Source organism: Micromonospora sp. NPDC048835 (assembly GCF_040649995.1).
Lineage (GTDB): Bacteria > Actinomycetota > Actinomycetes > Mycobacteriales > Micromonosporaceae > Micromonospora.
In genome coordinates this window covers 49,000-69,432 of record NZ_JBEZGM010000016.1, presented here as the reverse complement: position 1 = coordinate 69,432, position 20,433 = coordinate 49,000, and the positions used below count along the sequence as shown (strand labels likewise).

At 70.6% G+C, this 20,433-nt stretch carries 15 protein-coding genes and 1 riboswitch; of the genes, 8 read left to right on the top strand and 7 right to left on the bottom strand.

The features are described from left to right. Positions 1 to 125: 125 nt before the first annotated feature. Entirely contained in the window at positions 126 to 1,157 is a 1,032-nt protein-coding gene (locus tag AB0C15_RS20265) for a polysaccharide deacetylase family protein (RefSeq protein WP_357354073.1), read from the bottom strand. 424 nt (positions 1,158 to 1,581) lie between these two features. On the opposite strand from AB0C15_RS20265, the gene AB0C15_RS20260 reads away from it, so the two are divergent. Together AB0C15_RS20260 and AB0C15_RS20255 are read left to right on the top strand one after the other, a co-directional pair. Then, complete coding sequence (locus AB0C15_RS20260) at positions 1,582 to 2,658, top strand: glycoside hydrolase family 19 protein (RefSeq protein ID WP_357354071.1); 1,077 nt, start codon at positions 1,582 to 1,584, stop codon at positions 2,656 to 2,658. A 272-nt stretch (positions 2,659 to 2,930) separates the two neighbouring features. After that, on the top strand, positions 2,931 to 8,537 hold the full coding sequence (locus AB0C15_RS20255; protein ID WP_357354069.1) for a GH92 family glycosyl hydrolase: 5,607 nt from the start codon (positions 2,931 to 2,933) through the stop codon (positions 8,535 to 8,537). Positions 8,538 to 8,613: 76 nt separating this feature from the next. On the opposite strand, the gene AB0C15_RS20250 is transcribed toward AB0C15_RS20255, so the two are convergent. Continuing rightward, the gene (locus AB0C15_RS20250) at positions 8,614 to 9,246 is read right to left on the bottom strand and encodes a TetR family transcriptional regulator (RefSeq protein WP_357354067.1); all 633 of its coding nucleotides are present in this window, start codon (positions 9,244 to 9,246) and stop codon (positions 8,614 to 8,616) included. A gap of 211 nt (positions 9,247 to 9,457) precedes the next feature. On the opposite strand from AB0C15_RS20250, the gene AB0C15_RS20245 reads away from it, so the two are divergent. Continuing rightward, a complete protein-coding gene (locus tag AB0C15_RS20245; RefSeq protein ID WP_357354065.1) occupies positions 9,458 to 10,960 on the top strand; it encodes an MFS transporter in 1,503 nt (500 codons plus the stop codon). Positions 10,961 to 11,040: 80 nt separating this feature from the next. Here AB0C15_RS20245 and AB0C15_RS20240 read toward each other — a convergent pair whose 3' ends face one another. From AB0C15_RS20240 to AB0C15_RS20230, 3 genes are read right to left on the bottom strand one after another with little or no spacing between them, the layout of a single operon-like run. After that, positions 11,041 to 11,625, bottom strand: a complete 585-nt coding sequence (locus AB0C15_RS20240; RefSeq protein ID WP_357354063.1) for a histidine phosphatase family protein — start codon at positions 11,623 to 11,625, stop codon at positions 11,041 to 11,043. Next, positions 11,622 to 12,392 (bottom strand): CbtA family protein, encoded by a 771-nt coding sequence (locus AB0C15_RS20235; RefSeq protein WP_357354062.1) that lies wholly within the window; start codon positions 12,390 to 12,392, stop codon positions 11,622 to 11,624. Before AB0C15_RS20235 ends, AB0C15_RS20240 begins: the two co-directional genes overlap by 4 nt. Beyond that, positions 12,383 to 12,586, bottom strand: coding sequence for a CbtB-domain containing protein (locus AB0C15_RS20230; RefSeq protein WP_357354060.1), 204 nt, complete (start codon positions 12,584 to 12,586; stop codon positions 12,383 to 12,385). Before AB0C15_RS20230 ends, AB0C15_RS20235 begins: the two co-directional genes overlap by 10 nt. Positions 12,587 to 12,644: 58 nt before the next feature. After that, positions 12,645 to 12,724, bottom strand: a riboswitch (cobalamin riboswitch). 317 nt (positions 12,725 to 13,041) lie between these two features. On the opposite strand from AB0C15_RS20230, the gene AB0C15_RS20225 reads away from it, so the two are divergent. From AB0C15_RS20225 to AB0C15_RS20205, 5 genes are all read left to right on the top strand, one after another. Next, complete coding sequence (locus AB0C15_RS20225; RefSeq protein ID WP_357354059.1) at positions 13,042 to 13,920, top strand: amidohydrolase family protein; 879 nt, start codon at positions 13,042 to 13,044, stop codon at positions 13,918 to 13,920. Positions 13,921 to 14,241: 321 nt separating this feature from the next. Continuing rightward, positions 14,242 to 15,249, top strand: a complete 1,008-nt coding sequence (locus AB0C15_RS20220; RefSeq protein WP_357354057.1) for an ABC transporter permease — start codon at positions 14,242 to 14,244, stop codon at positions 15,247 to 15,249. A gap of 40 nt (positions 15,250 to 15,289) precedes the next feature. Continuing rightward, positions 15,290 to 16,342, top strand: coding sequence for an ABC transporter substrate-binding protein (locus tag AB0C15_RS20215; RefSeq protein WP_357354055.1), 1,053 nt, complete (start codon positions 15,290 to 15,292; stop codon positions 16,340 to 16,342). A gap of 5 nt (positions 16,343 to 16,347) precedes the next feature. Continuing rightward, the gene (locus tag AB0C15_RS20210) at positions 16,348 to 17,160 is read left to right on the top strand and encodes an ATP-binding cassette domain-containing protein (RefSeq protein WP_357354053.1); all 813 of its coding nucleotides are present in this window, start codon (positions 16,348 to 16,350) and stop codon (positions 17,158 to 17,160) included. Then, positions 17,157 to 18,176, top strand: a complete 1,020-nt coding sequence (locus AB0C15_RS20205; RefSeq protein ID WP_357354051.1) for an aldo/keto reductase — start codon at positions 17,157 to 17,159, stop codon at positions 18,174 to 18,176. The genes AB0C15_RS20210 and AB0C15_RS20205 overlap by 4 nt, the downstream gene beginning before the upstream one ends. 10 nt (positions 18,177 to 18,186) lie before the next feature. On the opposite strand, the gene AB0C15_RS20200 is transcribed toward AB0C15_RS20205, so the two are convergent. After that, a complete protein-coding gene (locus tag AB0C15_RS20200) occupies positions 18,187 to 18,909 on the bottom strand; it encodes a FadR/GntR family transcriptional regulator (protein WP_357354048.1) in 723 nt (240 codons plus the stop codon). Positions 18,910 to 18,916: 7 nt separating this feature from the next. Further along, the gene (locus AB0C15_RS20195) at positions 18,917 to 20,311 is read right to left on the bottom strand and encodes an enolase C-terminal domain-like protein (RefSeq protein WP_357354046.1); all 1,395 of its coding nucleotides are present in this window, start codon (positions 20,309 to 20,311) and stop codon (positions 18,917 to 18,919) included. Between the last annotated feature and the right edge of the window lie 122 nt (positions 20,312 to 20,433).

The window sequence follows — 20,433 nt, the reverse complement described above, 5'->3', positions numbered from 1 at the left end:
CCGCCCGTGGTCGGGGGGTGGGCCCCAGGGGGGGGGGGGGCGGCCGGCGGGCCGGGGGGGGGGGGGGGGGGGGGGGGGGGGGGGGCGGCCCCCCCCCCCCCCCCACGATTCGGACCCCGGCGAGGTCAACCCGAGGTGCAGGACCGGATCTGTGGGCGGGCGCTGCTGTTGCCGTTCGTCATCGTGGTGAAGCCGAAGGTGTTGCCACTGCCGTTCGACCGCACGGTCATGACCGTCCCGCTGCTGTCCCAGGTGGCGGTGCCGTTCCAGACGGTGGAGACCCGCTGCGGCGAGGTGAGGGCCACGACCACCGTCCACGTGCTGGCGCCGCTCACCGTCACCGACGTGTTGTACCTGTCGCCCCAGACGTTCGGGGTCGTGGCGGTCGCGGTGCAGGAGCCGCCGGCGGGCGGCGGGCTGGTCGGCGGAGTGGTGGTCGGCGGCGTGGTGCCGTCCGGCGCGACCGCGCGGCCGGTGGACGCCGAGATCATGCCGGGGCACAGGTTGCGGCTGGTCAGGTTGGCCATGATCTGGGGGATGGCGTCGCGGGTGTTCTGGATCCCGTCGTGCATGAGGATGACCTGGCCGGCCTGGAGTCGGCTCGCGTTGGCCACGATCTGGCTGACGCTGGCGCCGTTCCAGTCCTGGGAGTCGACGTCCCAGATCACCTGGCGCATGCCGAGCGACGACGCGACCGACTGCAGGGTCGAGTTGGTCTCGCCGTAGGGCGGCCGGAACAGCGTGGGGCGGCTGCCGGTCGCCGACTGGATCGCGGAGCTGGTCTGGGAGAGGTCGGACTGCATCTGCGACTGGCTCATCGAGGTCATGTGGGCGTGGTTCCAACTGTGGTTGGCGACCCACATCCCGGCGGCCACCTGGGCCTGCGCGGCCGACCTGTTGTTCTGGACGTTCTGCCCGACGTTGAACATCGTGGCCCGTACGCCGTTGCTGCGCAGCACGTTGAGCAGCGCGCTGGTGCTGCCGGTCGGACCGTCGTCGAAGGTGAGCCCGACGTAGCCGTTGCAGGTGGCGGCGCTCGACGGGGTCGAGGTGGCCGCTAGGACGACGCCGCACATGGCGACGGCGGTGGCGAGGACGGCGAGCGCCGCGCGCAACCGCCTCGACCACAGGGCCGTGCGGGGGAAGAGCCTGCTCATCTGGTGCCCCTTCTCGCAGGCCCGGACGGTGGACAGCGCCGCCCGGACAGGTCTGGTGGTGGTGGGTCGCGGCGAGCCGTCGCATTGACCTCAGTGGATCGGAGTATTACAGCGAGAATTCGAACACGTCAACAAGTTCCGGAATCGCTCCGGAACAGTGCACGACGACGTCAGGGGTGTGGACCGACTCTGGCCAGTGAGGACTTCGCGGTGGTTGATCCGTTGATGGTGCCTTGTCTGACGGCTGCCGCTCTGCTGCTCAACATGATCCGGAAACTCGCCGGAAGTATCGGCCGTGATAGCCGAGGCTTCCGGATGCCTGGGCCGAGCGATTAGTAAAGATTGTGAACAGAAGATGTTACAGTCATCTCGGTCGATTTCCGGACCGGATTTCGGCTCGTCGACCCTGGGAAGGAGTGATCACATGACGAGACTGCGCGCGCTTGTCGCGCTGGTGGCGCTGATCGTCGCCGGTGGACTGGTGGCGGTCATCCCGGCCACCGCCGCGTCGGCGGCGGCCTGCTCCGCATCGTGGCAGGCGTCGGCCGTCTACTGGGGAGACGCCCAGGTCTCCCACAACGGCCGCAACTACCGGGCGAAGTGGTGGACCCAGAACGAGGCGCCACCGGGCACGACAGGCGTCTGGGAGGACCTCGGCGCGTGCGGGGGAGGCACCACGCCACCCACCGGCGGCGCCTGCAACCACCCGAACTGGACCGCCGGAACCTGGTACGCCACCGGCGCGATCGTGCGGTACACCAACGGCCTCTACTACATTGCCGAGCACGACAATCCCGGCTACGACCCCGTCGTCAGCACCTGGTACTGGGAGCCGTACACCTGCGGCAGTCAACCACCCACCAACCCGCCCACCAATCCGGGCGGCTTCGTGGTCACCGAGGCCCAGTTCAACCAGATGTTCCCGGGGCGCAACTCGTTCTACACCTACTCGGGACTCGTCGCCGCGCTCAGCGCCTACCCGGCGTTCGCCCGCACCGGCAGCGCCACGGTCCAGCGGCAGGAGGCCGCGGCCTTCCTGGCGAACGTCTACCACGAGACCGGCGGGCTGGTGCACATCGTCGAGCAGAACACCGCCAACTACCCGCACTACTGCGACCCCGGTCAGTCCTACGGGTGTCCCGCCGGGCAGGCCGCCTACTACGGGCGGGGGCCGATCCAGCTCAGCTGGAACTTCAACTACAACGCCGCGGGTAATGCGCTCAACCTGCCGCTGCTGACCAACCCGTGGCTCGTGCAGACCGACGCCGCGGTGGCCTGGAAGACCGGTATCTGGTACTGGATGACCCAGAACGGACCGGGCACCATGACCGCCCACAACGCGATGGTCAACGGCGCCGGGTTCGGTCAGACCATCCGCAGCATCAACGGCTCGATCGAGTGCAACGGCGGAAACCCCGCCCAGGTGCAGAGTCGCGTCACCCGGTACCAGCAGTTCGTCGGCATCCTCGGCGTGTCCGCCGGAGCCAACCTCTACTGCTGATCCGTGGCCGGGCCTCGACGTACGTCATCCGACGGCGTCGAGGCCCGGCACGTCGGCGGCCGGCCCGGTGCGGGCGGCTGCCGTTTCGGCATGGCCAACCCGTTGACACGGCCGTGGTGCGCCCGGAACTATCAGCGGCAGTCCACAGGCCCCACTCCCGTTGCTCACGAACTCTCATGACAACGATGTCAGGGCTCGGCCCACCACCCGCTCCACACTGCCCAGACGTTCGACGTACTCGACCCGGTTCGAGTCGAAAGGCTCCGTCCCCCATGTCGCACACCCCCCTTGCGCTTCCACTCTCGCGCCGCCTGATCGCGGCGACGACAACAGCCCTGCTACCCCTGGGCCTGCTCGTCGCCACGCCCCCGGCGAACGCCGCCCCCACCCCAGGCACCTTCACCTCCTCGTTCGAGTCCGCCGACCCGCAGCCCGCCACCAGCACCGTCGAGGTCGGCCCCAGCGGAAAGCCGGTGCAGGCCAACCTGAGCGGCAAGGTCGCCACCCTGCCGGGCAGTCTGCTCGGCAAGGTCAGCGCCGTGACCGCGAGCGACGAGAACAAGCCGCGCGAGGTCGCCGCGAACCTCGCCGACGACGACCCGTCGACCAAGTGGCTCGTGTTCGCGACCACCGGCTGGGTGACCTACCAGCTCGCCGAGCCGGCGACGGTGCGGCGCTACTCGCTGACCGCGGCCAACGACGCACCGACCCGCGACCCGAAGGACTTCGTCGTCCAGGGCTCGAACGACGGCACCACCTGGACCGATCTGGACAAGCGCACGGGTGAGACGTTCAGCGGGCGTTTCGCCACCAGGACGTTCAGCTTCACCAACACGAACGCCTACGGCTTCTACCGGCTGAACGTCACCGCGAACTCCGGCGACTCGCTCGTGCAGCTCGCCGACTGGAACATCAGCGACGGCTCGGACGTACGCCCACCGGCCACCCCCATGGTCAGCGTGGCGACCGCCGGCCCGAACGGCGGCTACACCACGAAGCCGGACGTCGGGTTCACCGGGCTGGCCGCGCTGCGCTACTCCGGTGGCGCCGAGGGCAACGGCCGGTCGTACGCGACGAACAAGCTCTTCGACGTCAGCATCCCGGTCGGGCCGAAGACCCGCCTGTCGTACAAGATCTTCCCCGAGTTCACCGGCGGGGACGCCCGGTACCCGTCCACCTACGCCGCCCTCGACCTGCGCTTCACCGACGGCAGCTACCTGAGTGGTCGCTCGCCCGCCGACCAGCACGGCTACCCGCTGACCGGTGCCGGTCAGGGCGCCTCGAAGGTGCTCTTCGCCGACCAGTGGAACCTGGTGCAGGCCGACCTCGGCACCGTCGCGCGCGGCAAGACGATCGACCGCATCCTGCTCGCGTACGACAACCCGCAGTCCACCGGGGAGACCCGGTTCCAGGGGTGGCTCGACGACCTCGAGCTGACCGCCACCCCGGCCGCCATCGACGGCTCGACGCTCACCAACTACGTCGACACCCGACGGGGCACCAACTCGACGAGCGGCTTCTCGCGCGGCAACAACCTGCCGATCACCGCCGTGCCGAACGGGTTCAACTTCTTCACCCCGGTGACCGACGCGACCTCCGACTCGTGGGAGTACGAGTACCACCGGAGGAACAACGAGGCCAACCTGCCGATGCTCCAGGGGCTCGCGATCTCCCACGAGCCGAGCCCCTGGATGGGCGACCGTAACCAGATGTCGGTCATGCCTGTCGTCGGCGGCGGTCCGCTCACCGGCCAGCCCGCCAGCCGTGCGCTCGCCTTCCGGCACGAGGACGAGACGGCACAGCCGGACCTCTACCGGGTCACGCTCCAGAACGGCCTCGTCGCGGAGATGTCGCCCACCGACCACGCCGGGATCATGCGGTTCACCTTCCCCACCGGGCAGGCGACCGGAAGCCTCGTCTTCCACAACGGCACGTTCACCATCGGCACGGACGGTACGTTCACCGGCTGGGTCGACAACGGAAGCGGCCTGTCGGCCGGTCGTAGCCGGATGTTCGTCTCCGGCGCCTTCGACCGGGCGCCGACGGCGTCCGCCGCGACCTCGGCCACCTTCGACATCTCCGCGTCGCGGGAGGTGACGATGCGCCTCGCGACGTCGTTCCTCTCCGTCGACCAGGCCCGCCGCAACCTCGACCTGGAGGTCACCGGCAGGAGCTTCGACCAGATCCACGCCGCCGCGACGGCCGCGTGGAAGGACCGGCTCGGTCGGGTCGAGGTGCGGGGCGCCACCGAGGCGCAGCTCGTCACCATGTACTCGAACCTGTACCGGCTGAACCTCTACCCGAACTCGCAGTCGGAGAACACCGGCACCGCCGCCGCGCCGCGCTGGCAGTACGCGAGCCCGGTCTCGGCGCCGACCGGCACGTCGAGCCCCACCCAGACCGGCGCGAAGATCGTCGACGGGCAGATCTACGTCAACAACGGCTTCTGGGACACCTACCGCACCGTGTGGCCCGCCTACGCGCTGCTCTACCCGGACGTCGCGGCGAAGATCTCCGACGGGTTCGTCCAGCACTACCGCGACGGTGGTTGGATCGCCCGCTGGTCGTCCCCCGGCTACGCCGACCTGATGACCGGCACCAGCGCGAACGTGGCGCTGGCCCAGGCGTACCTCACCGGGGTGAAGCTGCCCGATCCGCTCGCGGCGTACGACGCCGCCGTCAAGGACGCGACCGTCGCGTCCGGGCGCAGCGCGGTCGGGCGCAAGGGCATCGAGACCTCCCTGTTCCTCGGCTACACGCCGACGTCCACGGGGGAGTCGGTGTCCTGGGCGCTCGAGGGCTACATCAACGACTTCGGCATCGGCAACATGGGTGCGGCGCTCGCCAGGGACCCGGCCACCCCGAAGTCCGAGCGCGCCCGGCTCACCGAGGAGTCGCGCTACTTCCTGGAGCGGGCCCGCAACTACGTCCACCTCTTCGACCCGAAGACCAAGCTCTTCCAGGGCCGCGACGCCGCCGGCACCTTCCTCGCCGGTGACCCGCTGGACTGGGGTGGCGTCTACACCGAGACCAACGGGTGGAACTTCGCGTTCACCGCCCAGCAGGACGGCCGGGGCCTCGCCAACCTGTACGGCGGGCAGAAGGCGGTCCGGGACAAGCTCGACGCGTTCTTCACCACCCCGGAGAACGCCGACCGCCCCGGCGGGTACGGCGGGATCATCCACGAGATGCTCGAAGCGCGCGCGGTGCGGATGGGTCAGCTCGGCATGAGCAACCAGCCGTCACACCACATCCCGTACATGTACAACGTCGCCGGCGCGCCGGCCAGGACCCAGGAGACGGTGCGGGAGATCCTGCGACGCCTCTACGTCGGCAGTGAGATCGGCCAGGGTTACCTGGGCGACGAGGACAACGGCGAGATGTCGTCCTGGTACATCCTCAGCTCGCTGGGCATCTACCCGTTGCAGGCCGGGTCGTCCGAGTGGGCGATCGGTTCGCCGCAGTTCACCAGGATGACCGTGCGCCGCAGCACCGGCGACATCGTCGTCAACGCGCCGAACAACAGCACCGCGAACGTCTACGTGCAGGACGTGTCGGTCAACGGCAAGAAGCAGCGCGGGCTGTCCCTGGATGTGGCGGCGCTCGCCAAGGGCGGCACCATCGACTTCCAGATGGGCCCCAGGCCGTCGTCGTGGGGCAGCGGCAAGAACGACGCCCCGCCGTCGCTCACCAAGGGCGACGAGGCGCCGAAGCCGTTGCAGGACGTCACCGGCCCCGGCCTCGGCACCGCGACCTCCACCGGCGGTCAGGACGCCTCGAAGCTGTTCGACGACTCGTCGACCACGCAGCTGACCTTCACCTCGGCGACCCCGCAGATCACCTGGGCCTCCCGTGGTGGCAAGCAGAAGCCGAAGTACTACACGGTCACCTCCGGTGCCGGTGCGGGCGACCCCGCCGACTGGCGACTGCAGGGCTCCAACGACGGTCTCACCTGGACCACCGTGGACTCCCGCACCAGCCAGGTCTTCCCGTGGCGCAACCAGACCCGCCCGTACTCCATCGACAAGCCCGGACGGTTCGCGCAGTTCCGCCTGGCCGTGACGAAGACCGTCGGCGCCGAGCGGACCACCCTCGCCGAGGTCGAGCTGCTCGCCGGGGGAGACCTCGACCTCGGGCGCGGCGACATCACGGTCAGCGCGGCGGACGCCGTGCACGCGACCACCGGCGCGGCCGTCTCGGTGCCGCTGGCCACCGTCACCGGCGGCAACGCCGACGGCTACCGGGCCACCATCGACTGGGGTGACGGCACGCCGGCCACCGAGGGCACCGTGACGCTCAGCTCGCGGGCCGTCTACCGCATCGGTGGGTCGCACACCTACGCCACGCCGGGCTACCACCAGGCCACGGTCGTGGTGACCGACGGCGAGAGCCAGAGTTCCGCGACGGTCGGCGTCGAGGTGGCGTACGCCCCGGCGTCCGGTCTCGGCGCCGCGTTCGACACCGTCTGCGTCGGGGACGAAGGGGCCCTCGCGGCAGACTGTGACGCCAAGTCGTGGGCGTACTCCCGGGCCGCGCTGGCGGCCGCAGGTGCCACCCAGGGCCAGTCGCAGCAGGTTCCCGGAACGGCGCTGCGGTTCACCCTGCCGGTGGTCCCGGCCGGGCAGCCGGACAACGCGACAGGTAACGGGGCGACGGTCGTCCTCGACCTACCGAAGGACGCGACGAGCATCTCGTTCATCGGCGCCGGAACCCAGGGCAACCAGAGCACCACCGGCACGGCGACGTTCAGCGACGGCAGCACGGCGAGTGTTCCGATCCAGATGAGCGACTGGACGCTCGGCGGCAACGCCAACGGCACCCCGTCCTACGGCAACATCATCGTCGCCCGGACGGCGTACCGGTTGCAGGGCACCAGCCGCGACGGCGCCCAGCCGTTCCTGTTCGCCACCGCGCCGTACCAGATCCCGGCGGGCAAGACGCTGGTGTCGGTGACCCTGCCGACGCAGACCGGTGACCCTCGCTCGGCGGGCCGGATCCACGTGTTCGCCGTGGCCAACGACGGCACACCCGCCCCGGCGCTGGCGACCGTGGCTCCGAAGGCCCAGACGGCCACCGCCGGGCAGGCCCTCGCGGCGAACCTCGGTGCGGTGAGCGGCGGTGTGCCCGGTACGACGGGCTACCGTGCCCGCGTGCAGTGGGGTGACGGCACGATTCCGAACGACGTGACGATCGACGCGTCCGGCGCGATGAGCGGCCAGCACACCTACCTGCGGGAGGGCACCTACACGGTGCGGGTCACCGCGTGGGACACGCAGTCGAGCAGCACCGGGTCCTTCACCGTGACCGTGGCTCGGGGCGGGTCGCAGCCGGCGATCGCGCTGTCCGCGTCCGGCACCGTCACCAGTGGTGCGGCGATCACCGTCGCCGGCAGCGGCTTCGCCGCCGGCGAGCAGGTGACCGTCAGCGTCGGCACCGACCCGGGCCGGACCATGAAGGTCGCGGCCTCCGCGACGGGAACGGTCCGCGCCTCGGTGCCGACCTCCGGTGACGCGCAACCCGGCCGGTACGCCGTCACCGCCACGGGCGCGTCCTCGCGTACGCCGGCCACGGCCACCGTCCAGGTGACCGGGGAGCCGCAGGCGCGGGCCTACCAGCCACGGGTGGCGCTGCTGACCACCTCGGGGCCGCGCGGCACGTCGATCACGGTCGACGGCTCCGGGTTCGCCCCGAACGAGGCGGTCACGATCGCCTTCGGGACCGGGTTCGCGGCCAGCACCGTTCGCGCGAACGGTGACGGCGTCATCTCCGGCGCGTCAGTGAGCGTTCCGGGTGCGGCGAAGCCGGGCGCGACGAGCGTCACGCTGAAGGGCGCCACGTCGGCGACGACGGTGTCCCGACCGTTCACCGTCACCGGCTAGCACCGAGCCAGGACAACGAAGCGTGGGGCGGGCCGTGGTCACGGCCCGCCCCACGCCGCGTCCGGGTGATCGACGCTCAGTGCGGTGGCAGCAACGCGTCGACCAGGTCGCGCAGCGGCCCGACCAGGTCATGCTCGGTGGCTGAACTCAGCGGTTCCAGCCGGATCGACGACCGCAGCACCGCGACTCCGATGCCGGCGGCGAGGGCCATCTGGGCGCGCAGCAGGAGCTGCTGGCTGTCCGGTTCGCCGGGACGCCACCCTCGAGCCGCTGCCAGTTGTTCGCTGGAACGGACCAGCACGCCACGCCGGATGTCGTCGGCCTCCGCGTCGCCGGACGACCGCAACAGCAGGGCGAGCTGGCTCGACAGGCCCGCCGCGCCGAGGCCGGCGATGTGCCGGGCGATGGCTTCGGGCACCCGGTCGGCGGGTGTCTGACCGGTGGTGCGGCCCAGTTCGTCGCCTGCGGCGCGCAGGCACGCCTCGAACAGGCCTTCCTTGGACGTGAAGTAGCGGCTGATGAGCGCCACGTTGACGCCCGCGTCGTCGGCGATGTCCCGGACGGTGGTGGCCGCGTAGCCGTCCCGCGCGAAGCGTTGGCGGGCGGCGTCGAGCAGTAGCTGCCGGGTCTCGGCCGCGTCCCGACGGCGACGGTGGGCCGGTTCGCCGGCGGTGTCGCCGGTCGCGGGGACGGGCGTTTCTGCGGTCACGACGCGTCCTTCCTGTCGCTCTGGCGCGGAATCGGTGGGTTGCCGGCACTCCGCCACTCGATGCGGACTCAGAAAGTAAACATATGTTGACTTTCTGTCGATGGCAAGGTCCGGTACGACCGAAGGGTGACGTAAACGACTGTTGGCATGAGTTCCTGGCTGCGCATACTGGCTAAGTCAGCAAACGTTTACATTTAGTCTCGGGGATCTCATGACCCACACCATCGAGGAGCCGACGCGCCTCGACTCCGCACCCGGCGCCGCCCCGCGCGCCAACAGCGGCCTGCTGGTGCTGTACCTGTCGCTGGGCGGCCTGGCGTTCGCGGTGCTCCAGTCGCTGGTGGCACCCGCGCTGTCGACGATCGGAAGGGACCTGGGCGTCTCCACCGGAGACATCAGTTGGGTGCTCACCGCGTACCTGTTGGCCGCCTCGGTGCTGACGCCCATTCTCGGCCGCCTCGGTGACATGGTCGGCAAGCGCCGGGTCCTCATCGGCGTCCTCGCGGCCCTCGCCGCGGGCACCCTGCTCGCCGCCCTGGCCCCCAACCTGACCGTGCTGATCGTCGCGCGGGCGCTGCAGGGCGCCGCCGGAGCGATCCTGCCGCTGTCGATCGGCATCGTCCGCGACCAACTGCCCCGCGAGAAGGTCGGCGTCACCGTCGGCCTGCTGTCCGCGATCTTCGGCGTCGGCGCCGGTGTCGGCATCGTGGCGGCGGGCCCGATCGTGGAGCACCTGTCGTGGCACTGGCTGTTCTGGCTGCCGCTGGTCCTCGTCGTCGTCGCGCTGCTCGGGGCCATCTTCGGGATGCCCGAGTCGCGGGTCCGTACGCCCGGACGGCTCGACATGCTCGGCGCGGCCATCCTGTCGGTGTCGCTCGTCTCGTTGCTGCTGGCGGTGAGCAAGGGGCAGGGCTGGGGCTGGACCGAGCCGAAGACCATCGGCCTGTTCGCGCTCGGTGTGGTGGCGATGGTCGTCTTCGTCCGGGTCGAGCTTCGGGTACGCGAGCCGCTCATCGACATGCGGCTGATGCGCATCCGCGGGGTCTGGGCCACCGACCTCGTCGCCCTGATCCTCGGCTTCGCGATGTTCGGGACGTTCGTGCTCGTGCCGACCCTGCTCCAACTCCCCGCGGCCACCGGTTACGGGTTCGGCAAGACGGTGTCCCAGGCGGGTCTGTTCCTGCTGCCCACCGTCCTGATGATGGTGGTCTTCGGTCCCCTCGCGGGTCTGCTGGACCGCCGCTTCGGTCCCAAGGTGCCGATGTTCCTCGGCACCGTCGCGGTCGTGGTCGCGTTCGCGCTGCCGGCCCTCGCGCACGGCGCGACCTGGCAGGTGCTGCTCTCCGGCGTCCTCACCGGCGCCGGCATCGGCCTGGCGTTCGCGGCGATGTCCAACGCCATCATCGAGAGCGTCCCGGCCGGACAGACCGGTGAGGCGAGCGGCGTCAACACCATCGCGCGCACCATCGGCAGCAGCATCGGCGCGGCGGTGGTGGCGGCCGTCATCACCTCGAACAGCACTCCGCAGGGGCTGCCCACCGACGCGGCGTTCACCGCCGGCTTCTGGGTGTGCGCGGGCGTCGCGGTCCTGGCCGTCCTCGCGGCACTCGCCCTGCCCTCGGCGCGTCGCCGCCACGAACAGGCCGTCGCCGCCGGCGTCGACGACCTTCCGCCCGAGCCGGTCGAGCTGCACCTGCCCAACCGGCAGCACTGAGCAAGCGCCGAACAACCGCAGGCCGTGCCCCTTGCGGTGGGCACGGCCTGCGGTTGTTCGGTGGGACCCCGACCTGCCCGCTATCCGCCCAGTCGAAGGTGCCAGCGCGCACCCTGGCTGGTGAGCCGGACGATCGCCAACGGCTCGACGTCCACCTGCCGGTACGTCGCCACCGGAAGACCGAGGGCGTGCACCACCGCGACCCGGATCACCAGTGGGTGGGTGACCGCGACGATGCGTCCACCCGCTCGGTGCTGCTCGTCCAGCCAACGGCCGACCCGCTCCCGCACCGCCGTCACGGACTCGCCACCGTGTGGCGCGGACTCCGGCGCGGACAGCCAGTCGTGCAGCGCCTGCGGCTGCGTGTGGGCGATCTCCTCAAGCGACAGCCCGGCCCAGGTCCCGTAGTCACAGTCGGCCAACGCGGTCACGATCGTCGGCAGCAGGCCGAGGGCGTCGGCGGTCTGTCGGGCGGCCAACGCCGGGCTGGACAGGCAGGTGTCGTGCACGCCGAGGGGACCGCGCCGGTGCGCATCCGAGGAGGCCGGGGCGAGGGCGGCACGCAGGCCACCCTCGTCCAGGCCGTCGTCGGCACCGCCGAAGCGGGCCCCGCGTAGAGCGGCGGTGTGACCGTGCGCGACCAGCCGGAGGCTGGCACCGGTCACGTGCTCGGCAGTGCGGTGCCGGCCCGGCGACGCCGCTCCTGGTGCAGCAGGGCCGCGAAGAGCAGGCCGATGCCGGTCCAGAGCACCACCTGGGTGCCCAGCGAGGCCAGCCGGAACTCCCACAGCAGGGCTGCGGGGAAATCCGCCGGAACCTCCTGGAAGGACGGCATCACCACGTACGAAACGGCCGTGACCAGCACGAATCCGCCCACCGCCGCGGCGGCGCGCAGCCAGGTGGGTGCCTGCGGGCCGACCGACCGGTAGCCCAGCGAGCCGGCCCACACGGCCACCAGCCCGAGCACCACCATCAACAGGTAGGTGACGGTCCGCTGGTCGATGGTGGCCGGGTCGCCGACCGCCGGCGGGTTCGCGGGGTACTTGAGGAACGGCACGATCACCGCGCCGAGCAGCGCCGCGCCGGCCAACAGCAGACCCCGGCGTCCGTCGTCGTCGTCGCGCCGTCGGCGGGCCAGCAGGACGTACGCCGTGGCCAGCAGGCCACCCATCGCGGCCCCGAACAGCGCGGTGGCCAGGAACAGGCCGCCGCGCTGACCGGACCGGCTGACCAGTGCGTCCTCGTGGTCGTGCGCACCGGCGGCGGGCTCGGCGTGTGTCGCCGCCTCCTCGATGGCGATGGCCGCCTCGACGTGCGGTTCGCCGGCGACGTACGCGAACGCCCCGGCGAGCAGGCCGGCGACCAGACCGGCCAGCAGCCCGCGAACGAGGACGGCGAGGAACGAAGGAGTGCTGGTGGTGGTCAGTGGCACGGGACGCCCAGCAGGTGCCGGCCGTCGTGCATCAACTCGTGCAGGTACATCCCGCTGCGCGACACCGCCCCCTGGTCGAAGGCGACGAGGTACGTCAGCAGCGCGAGCGCGGCGACGGTCGCCAGGGCGGTCCACAGGAGACGGGCACTGCCAGCGGGGTGTACCACCGGCTGGCTGGAAACAGAGCTGGACATGAATACACGAACCTCCCCAGGGATGACGCGTCCCCATCGCAAGGCTGCGGACGACCGAGCGTCCTGGCTCGCGGCCCCCAGGTGTGGCTGGGAAACCGCTCACAGTGGCGCGACCGCGCCGGATTCACACCGGCTTCCCTCGCGTCGCCGCAGATAGTGGGTCGACGGTATCGGTGCCGCCCCGGGTGGTCAACCCGGGCCTCGCGTCCCCGACGCGTCCGCCCACGGGTGCGTGAGGAGCGGGATCAGCCGCAGGTGCCGATGGATTCGTCAGACCAAAAGGCGACACTGCCGGAAGTCGGTCGTGGTGCGCGTTACGCCACCCGGCAACAGTCTGTTACCGCTAACATGGTCAACCTGCCAGATCGACTCTGCGGCTCCGGGTCAACCCGGACGGGTTCGATCAGCGGCGGGGCGGGGTGTGCGGTGGGGGAGAACGCGCCAGGGCGGTTCCGGTGACGACCGGCGAGACCGCGCCACGACCGGGCATCGTCGACGCGCACCATCATCTCTGGGTCCGGGCGCGGCACCCGCAGTCCTGGATCGACAGGCACACCATGGCCGCGATCGACGACGACTTCACGCCAGTCGAACTCGCCCCGGCGACCCGGGCCGCCGGGGTCACCCGGACCGTGGTCGTGCAGTCCGTCGCCGTCCGGTCGGAGACGCCCGAGCTGCTCGGCATCGCGGCCGACGACCCCCTCGTGGCCGGGGTGGTCGGCTGGGTCGACCTCTGCGCCGCCGACGTCGGCCACCGCCTCGAGCGACTGCGCCGCGCGCGCGGCGGCGAACGGCTGGTCGGGATCCGCCACCTGGTCCAGTCCGAACCCGACCCGGCCTATCTCGACCGCCCCGACGTGCGGCGCGGCATCGCCGAGGTCGGTGCCGCGGGGCTCGCCTTCGACCTCCTGGTACGCCATCGTCAGCTGTCGGCGGCCACCCGGCTCGTCCGCGACCTGCCGCAGGTGCGGTTCGTCCTGGACCACCTCGGCAAACCCCCGCTCGGGCGCGACGACCTCGGGGACTGGCGCCGCGACCTGCGGGCGCTGGCGGCCGAGCCGAACACGACGGCGAAGCTCTCCGGCCTGGTGACCGAAGTGGACGGCGGCTCCTGGACGACAGCGGACCTGCGGCCCGCGGTCGAACACGCCCTCGACGTGTTCGGGCCGGACCGGTTGATGTTCGGCTCGGACTGGCCGGTGTGCCTGCTCGTCACCTCGTACACACGCTGGGTCAGCGTCCTCGGTGACCTGCTGGACCCGCTCTCCGACGACGAGCGCGCCGCGATCTGGCGCCGCACCGCCGGCCGGGTCTACCGGCTGGCCCCGTCCTGAGGCGACAGCGACTCCGGAGCTGGGCACATAGCGTGTTATCGATAACATGCTAGCGACGGCAGCCGATCTCGCTTAGGTCGGACGTATGCCTCCGAGGGCGCAAGTAACGATGGCAAAACATGCCCGCAAGACCTTGGCAACACACGTGAACGCGTGGCAAGGTAACGCCTGATCGTGGGAAACATCCGACCTATCTCGGGCGGTGTGCGGGCCATCCAGCCGTACCGCCGTCCGGGCCGGATCGGTCGCTCACAGGCGTTCGGCTCCTCGGCGGGTCCCCGTCGGGTGCTGGCGCCACGCTTGGGGAGGTCAGGTCCGACGATGAGTAGCGCCGAGGCAACCGCCGGCACGCAACGCGGCGAGCTCAGCGACTGGTTCCGGGAACGCGTCTCGCACGCCGTCTCCGAATTCACCGCCGCAACCGCGTTGGTCGTCCTGTTCATTGCCCTGACCTTCGCGAGCCCCTACTTCCTGACGGCCGACAACCTCTTCAACATCGGGGCGCAGACGGCGGTGATCGCCATCATCGCCACGGCCCAGACGATGGTCATCATCACCAAGGGCATCGACCTGTCCGTCGGGTCGGTCGCCGCGCTCGCCGGCGTGCTGGGCGCGATGGTCGTGCGTGACCTCGGCTTCTCACTCTGGGCGGCGACGGCGGTCGCGATCGGCGTCGGTGCGCTGGCCGGGCTGCTGAACGGGCTGCTGGTGACTGTCGCCCGGATCCCGCCGTTCATCGCGACACTGGGGACGATGTCCGTGGGTCGCGGCCTCGTCTTCATCATCACCGGGGCGGTCGGCGTCTACGGCCTGCCCCGATCCTTCCAACTGCTCGGCAACGGGCAGATCCTCGGCATTCCGTTCGCCGTGGTGATCACCGTCCTGGTCGCCGTCGGGGTCGCCTTCCTGCTCTCCCAGACCCGCTTCGGTCAGTACACCTACGCGATGGGCTCCAACCTGGAGGCGGCCCGCCGCTCCGGCATCCGGGTGGGGCGGCACCTGACCGGGGTGTACGTGCTGGCCGGCGTGCTGGTCGGGCTGGGCGGAATGATCGCCGCCTCCCGGGTCAACTCCGGTCAGCCCAACTACGGGATCTCGCTGGAACTCGACGTCATCGCCGCCGCGGTCATCGGCGGAGCCAGCCTGTTCGGCGGGCAGGGCCGCATCGTCGGGACCATCATCGGCGCGTTCCTCATCGCCCTGGTCCGCAACGGCGCCGTTCTGCTCGACATCAGCATCCACTACCAGCAGGTGATCGTCGGCGTGATCATCTGGGCCGCCGTCTACTTCGACCAGTACCGCCGCCGGCGGCTGGAATCACGGGGTTGACATGCCATTCCGAGAGTCCGAACGAGGAAGGACACACACCATGGCACACACCACCACCAGCCGGCGGACGCGAGGACGACTCCTGCGCGCGCAGGCGATCCTGGCCGCCGCCGCGGCGACCGCTCTGCTCAGCGCCTGCGGCGGAGTCGAGGTCCGCGACGGGGGCGACGGCGCGACAAAGGACACCAGCGGCCCGTTGAAGCTCGCCGTCGTCCCCAAGGCGGTCGGAGCCGACTACTGGAACACCGTCAAGGCGGGCGCCGAGTGCGCCGCGCAGCGCGCGGGGGACGTCACCGTCCAGTGGGACGGCGTGACCGCCGAGACCGACGTCGAGGGCCAGGTCAACCTGATCCAGAACTTCGTGACCAAGAAGGTCGACGGCATCGTCTACGCGGCGACCGACTCCAGCGCGCTGGCGCCGGCGACCGACAAGGCGCTCGCCGCGAACATTCCGGTAGCCATGATCGACTCTGGCACCAGCCCGCAGCCGGCGGAGGTGCCTCTCTTCGCCACCGACAACCGGGCGTCGGCGACGGAGGCGGCGAAGCTGCTCGCCACCGAACTCGGCCCCGGCAACCACGAGGTGGCGCTCGTCGAGTTCCAGCCCGGATCGCAGACCAACACCGAGCGGGTCGACGGCTTCAAGGCCGGCCTCGCCCAGTACCCCAACCTGAAGCTGGTCGGCCAACAGCCGAGCAAGAGCGACGTCAACGAGGCCCGCCGGGTCACCGAGAACATCCTCACCGCCAACCCCAACCTCAAGGGCGTCTTCGCGGCCAACGAGCCGAGCGTGCTCGGTGCCGCGCAGGCCATCCAGGCCGCCGGCAAGTCCGGCAAGGTGGTCATCATCGGCTGGGACGCCGCCCCGGACGAGATCGCCGGGGTGCGCAACGGACAGATCTCGGCGCTCGTCGTGCAGAACCCGTTCAAGATGGGCTACTTCGGCGTCGACAAGATGGTCAAGCACCTTCGGGACAAGGCGCCGTTGGCGTCGGCCGACACCGGCGTCACGTTCGTCACCAAGAAGAACATCGACTCGGCGGAGATCAAGGCGGTGCTCGAGCCCAGCTGCGCCAACCCGCCGGTGCAGTGATGGGCGTGAACCCCACGGCCACCGCGACCAGCGACGAGCAACCCACCGACGCGGAGCCGCCGGTGCTCGAAGCCCGCGGCATCGTCAAGCGGTTCGGGCACGTCGAGGCGTTGCGCGGAGCCGACTTCACGGTCCGCCGCGGTGAGGTCGTCGCACTGATCGGTGACAACGGCGCCGGCAAGAGCACCCTGATCAAGACCCTGTCCGGTGTGCACCCGCCGGACGAGGGCGAGATCCGGGTCGGTGGCCGTCCGGTCCAGTTCTCCACCCCGGTCGATGCCCGTCGGGCCGGGGTGGAGACGGTCTACCAGGACCTCGCCGTCGCCGACGACCTCAGCGTGGCCGCCAACCTGTATCTCGGCCGGGAGATCCTGCGCTCCGGGCCACTCGGTCGGCTCGGGCTGTTGGACAAACGCGCCATGCGGCAGGGTGCCGCCGCCGCCCTCGACGAACTGGGCGTACGCATTCCCCGGGTCACCACCCCCATCGCGATGCTGTCCGGCGGGCAGCGGCAGTGCGTGGCGGTGGCCCGGGCCATCATCTGGGCGACGAACGTGGTCATCCTCGACGAGCCCACCGCGGCGCTTGGCGTGGTCCAGACCGGGCGGGTGCTCGACGTCGTCCGGCGGGCCCGCGACGCGGGCATGTCGGTGGTGCTGGTGAGCCACAACATGCCGCAGGTCCTCGAGATCGCCGACCGGGTCGAGGTGCTGCGCCTCGGTCGGCGCGCGGCCCAACTCCGCGCCGACGAGGCCACCACCGACGATCTGGTCGCCGCGATGACCGGCAGCACCAGCGCGGGTCGGGACGAGCGGTGACGGCGGCCGTCCAGGGAGGCGCCCACGGCTCCGCGCAGCCGGCGAGCCGCGGCGGCGCAGGCCCGCCGCTGCGGCTGAGCCCACTGGGCTTCGGCGCCTCCCAGGGCGGCAATCTCTACCGGGCGACCTCCGACGAGCAGTTCGCCGCCGCCGTCGACACCGCCTGGGCCGGCGGCATCCGATACTTCGACACCGCACCGCACTACGGCCTGGGCCTGTCCGAACGGCGGCTGGGAGCGGCCCTACGCTCTCGCCCACGCGACGAGTACGTGGTGTCGACGAAGGTCGGCCGGCTGCTCGTGCCGTCGCCGGAGATGGCACACCTGCGGGACCCGGAGGGGTTCGACGTTCCCGCCGACCACCGCCGGGTCTGGGACTTCAGCCGCGACGGCGTACGCCGGTCGTTGGAGGCGAGCCTTCGGCGTACCGGCCTGGACCGGATCGACGTGGTGTACCTGCATGACCCGGACCAGTACTGGGAACAGGCCGCCAGCGAGGCGATCCCGGCATTGGTGGAGTTGCGGGAGCAGGGCGTGATCGGCGCCGTCGGTGCGGGGATGAACCAGTCCGCCATGCTGGCCCGCTTCGTGGCGGAGACCGACGTGGACGTGGTGATGTGCGCCGGCCGGTACACCCTGCTGGAGCAGGGCGCGTTGACCGACCTGCTGCCCCTCGCGCAGGCCCGTCGCGTCGGTGTGGTGGTCGCCGGGGTCTACAACTCCGGGCTGCTGGCCCGGGACATGCCGTCGACCGACGCCGTCTACGACTACCGGCAGGCGCCGGCCGAGGTGATCGACCAGGCTCGTCGGATCGCACGGGTGTGTCAGACGTACGGCGTCACGCTGCCCCAGGCCGCGTTGGCGTTCGTCCGCCGGCACCCGGCCGTCGTCTCGACGGTCGTCGGCATGCGCGACGGCGCCCAGGTGACCGAGACCCTGCGCCGGTCCGACGTCGACGTCCCGGACCAGCTCTGGGTGGCGTTGTACGACGAGGGGCTGCTCGAGGTGCAGCCCTGAGGATCGGCGGTCAGGGGCGAGCCGCCTCGACAGCCGTGTCACCGTCGTCGGGTAACCCCTGCAACGACTCCTCCACCCCGATCAGGTGGTTGGCCATCCGGGTGCGGGCCCGCTCCGGGTCGCGTGCCACGAGGGCCTTCAGGATCGCCACGTGTTCGTCATGGGTGCGCAGGTCCGCGCCCTCCTCGTGCAGGCTCCGCCAGAGCCGCCCGCGGATCGTGCGCCCGGCGAAGGCTTCGATCAGGCCGACCAGCACCGGATTCTCGGCGTGCACCGCGATGATCCGGTGAAAGGCGATGTCGATTTCCATGATCCGCTCATGGTCCGGCGGTGACTGGCCGATCAACCGGGCCGCCTCGTCGAGCAGGTCACCCGCCTGGGCCAGGGCTTCGTCGGTGATCCTGGTCGCCGCCAGGCAGGCGGCCTCGCACTCCAGCAACCGCCGGACGGTGTGGATGTGCCGGGGGTCGCCCTGACCCTGGAAGTCCACCACGAAACCCATCGGGGCCAGCAGTTGTGGCGCGTCGAGGTTGGTGACGTAGGTGCCGTCGCCCTGACGGATGTTGACGATGCCGAGGATCGACAGGGCCGACATCCCCTCGCGCAGCGAGCCCCGTGAGACGCCGAGCGACTCGGCGAGGTCCTTCTCGATGGGCAGCCGGTCTCCGGGTCGGAACTGCCCTTCGAGGATCATCCGCTTGATGCCGTTGACCACTTCGTCAGTGCGAGACATGACTCCCCTAGCGGCCGGCGAGGGTGGCCTCTCCACCCGCGATCACGTACGGCTCCGGAGATGACACGGTAGTCGGCTCGGTCGCCGCCCAGTAGTGGCCGTCGGGAAACCGGTAGAGCGCGACCGACTCCTGGCGCATCCGGGTGGAGTAGCCCGGCTCGCTGGGCAGGACGTATCCGCTGCCCGAGCCGGTGTCGCGGATGATGCAGGGGTCGGTGAAGTGCTCGTGCAGGTGGTCGACGAACTCGGTGACCCGGTTGGTGAGGTCCCCCGAGATCGCGACGTAGTCGAGCACCGACACGTGTTGGACCATCTCGCACAGCCCGACGCCACCCGCGTGTGGGCAGACCGGCACGTCGAACTTCGCGGCGAGCAGCAACACGGCGACGATCTCGTTGATGCTCGCCAGCCGGCCGGTGTCCAGTTGGCAGAAGTCGATGGCCTCGGCCTGGAACAGTTGCTTGAACATCACCCGGTTGTGGCAGTGCTCGCCGGTGGCGACACCGATCGGAGCGACGGCTCGGCGGACGGCGGCGTGGCCGAGGATGTCGTCGGGGCTGGTCGGCTCCTCGATCCACAGTGGCTTGAACTCGGCGAGGGCGGTGACCCACTCGATGGCCTGGCCGACGTCCCACACCTGGTTGGCGTCGATCATCAGGTTGCGATCCGGCCCGAGGATCTCCCGTGCGATCGCGCACCGGCGGATGTCGTCGTCGAGGTTGGCACCCACCTTGAGCTTGACGTAGCCGTAGCCGGTGTCCACCGCCTCCTGGCACAGCCGGCGTAGCTTGTCGTCACCGTAGCCGAGCCAACCCGCCGAGGTGGTGTAGGCGGGGTAGCCGGTCCGGTCCAGCTCGGCGAGGCGGGCGGCCTTCGTGCCCTCCTTGGCCCGCAGGATGGCCAGTGCCTCGTCCCGGGTCAGCGCGTCGGACAGGTAGCGCAGGTCCGCGATGTCGACGAGTTGCTCGGGGGACATGTCGACGAGCAGTCGCCACAGCGGCTTGTCGGCGACCCGGGCGACCAGGTCCCACGACGCGTTCAACACGGCGGCGAGGGACAGGTGGACGACACCCTTCTCCGGGCCGAGCCAGCGCAGTTGCGAGTCGGAGGTGAGCAGGCGGTAGACCGCGCCCATGTCGGCGGCCATCGTCGCCACGTCCATGCCCACGAGAAGTTGGGCCTGGTGGACGGCTGCCGCCGCGACGATGTCGTTGCCTCGACCGATGGTGAAGGTGAGGCCGTGCCCCGCGAGTGGCGCGCCCACGCCGTCGACGCCGTCGGTGTGCAGGACGACGTAGGCCGCCGAGTAGTCGCCGTCCTTGTTCATGGCGTCTGACCCGTCAGCGGTCAGGGAGGTGGGGAAGCGGACGTCTTCGACGGTGACGGCGGTGATCTGCGGCATGCGCTCCTCGCCCGGCTAGGCTAAAGATCAGATGATCACTGGGAGTATACGGAGGGCCGGTCCAGAACGTCAACGTTGTCGATCACTCCAGGGGCGCAGACATATGATGTTTGTCGACTGTC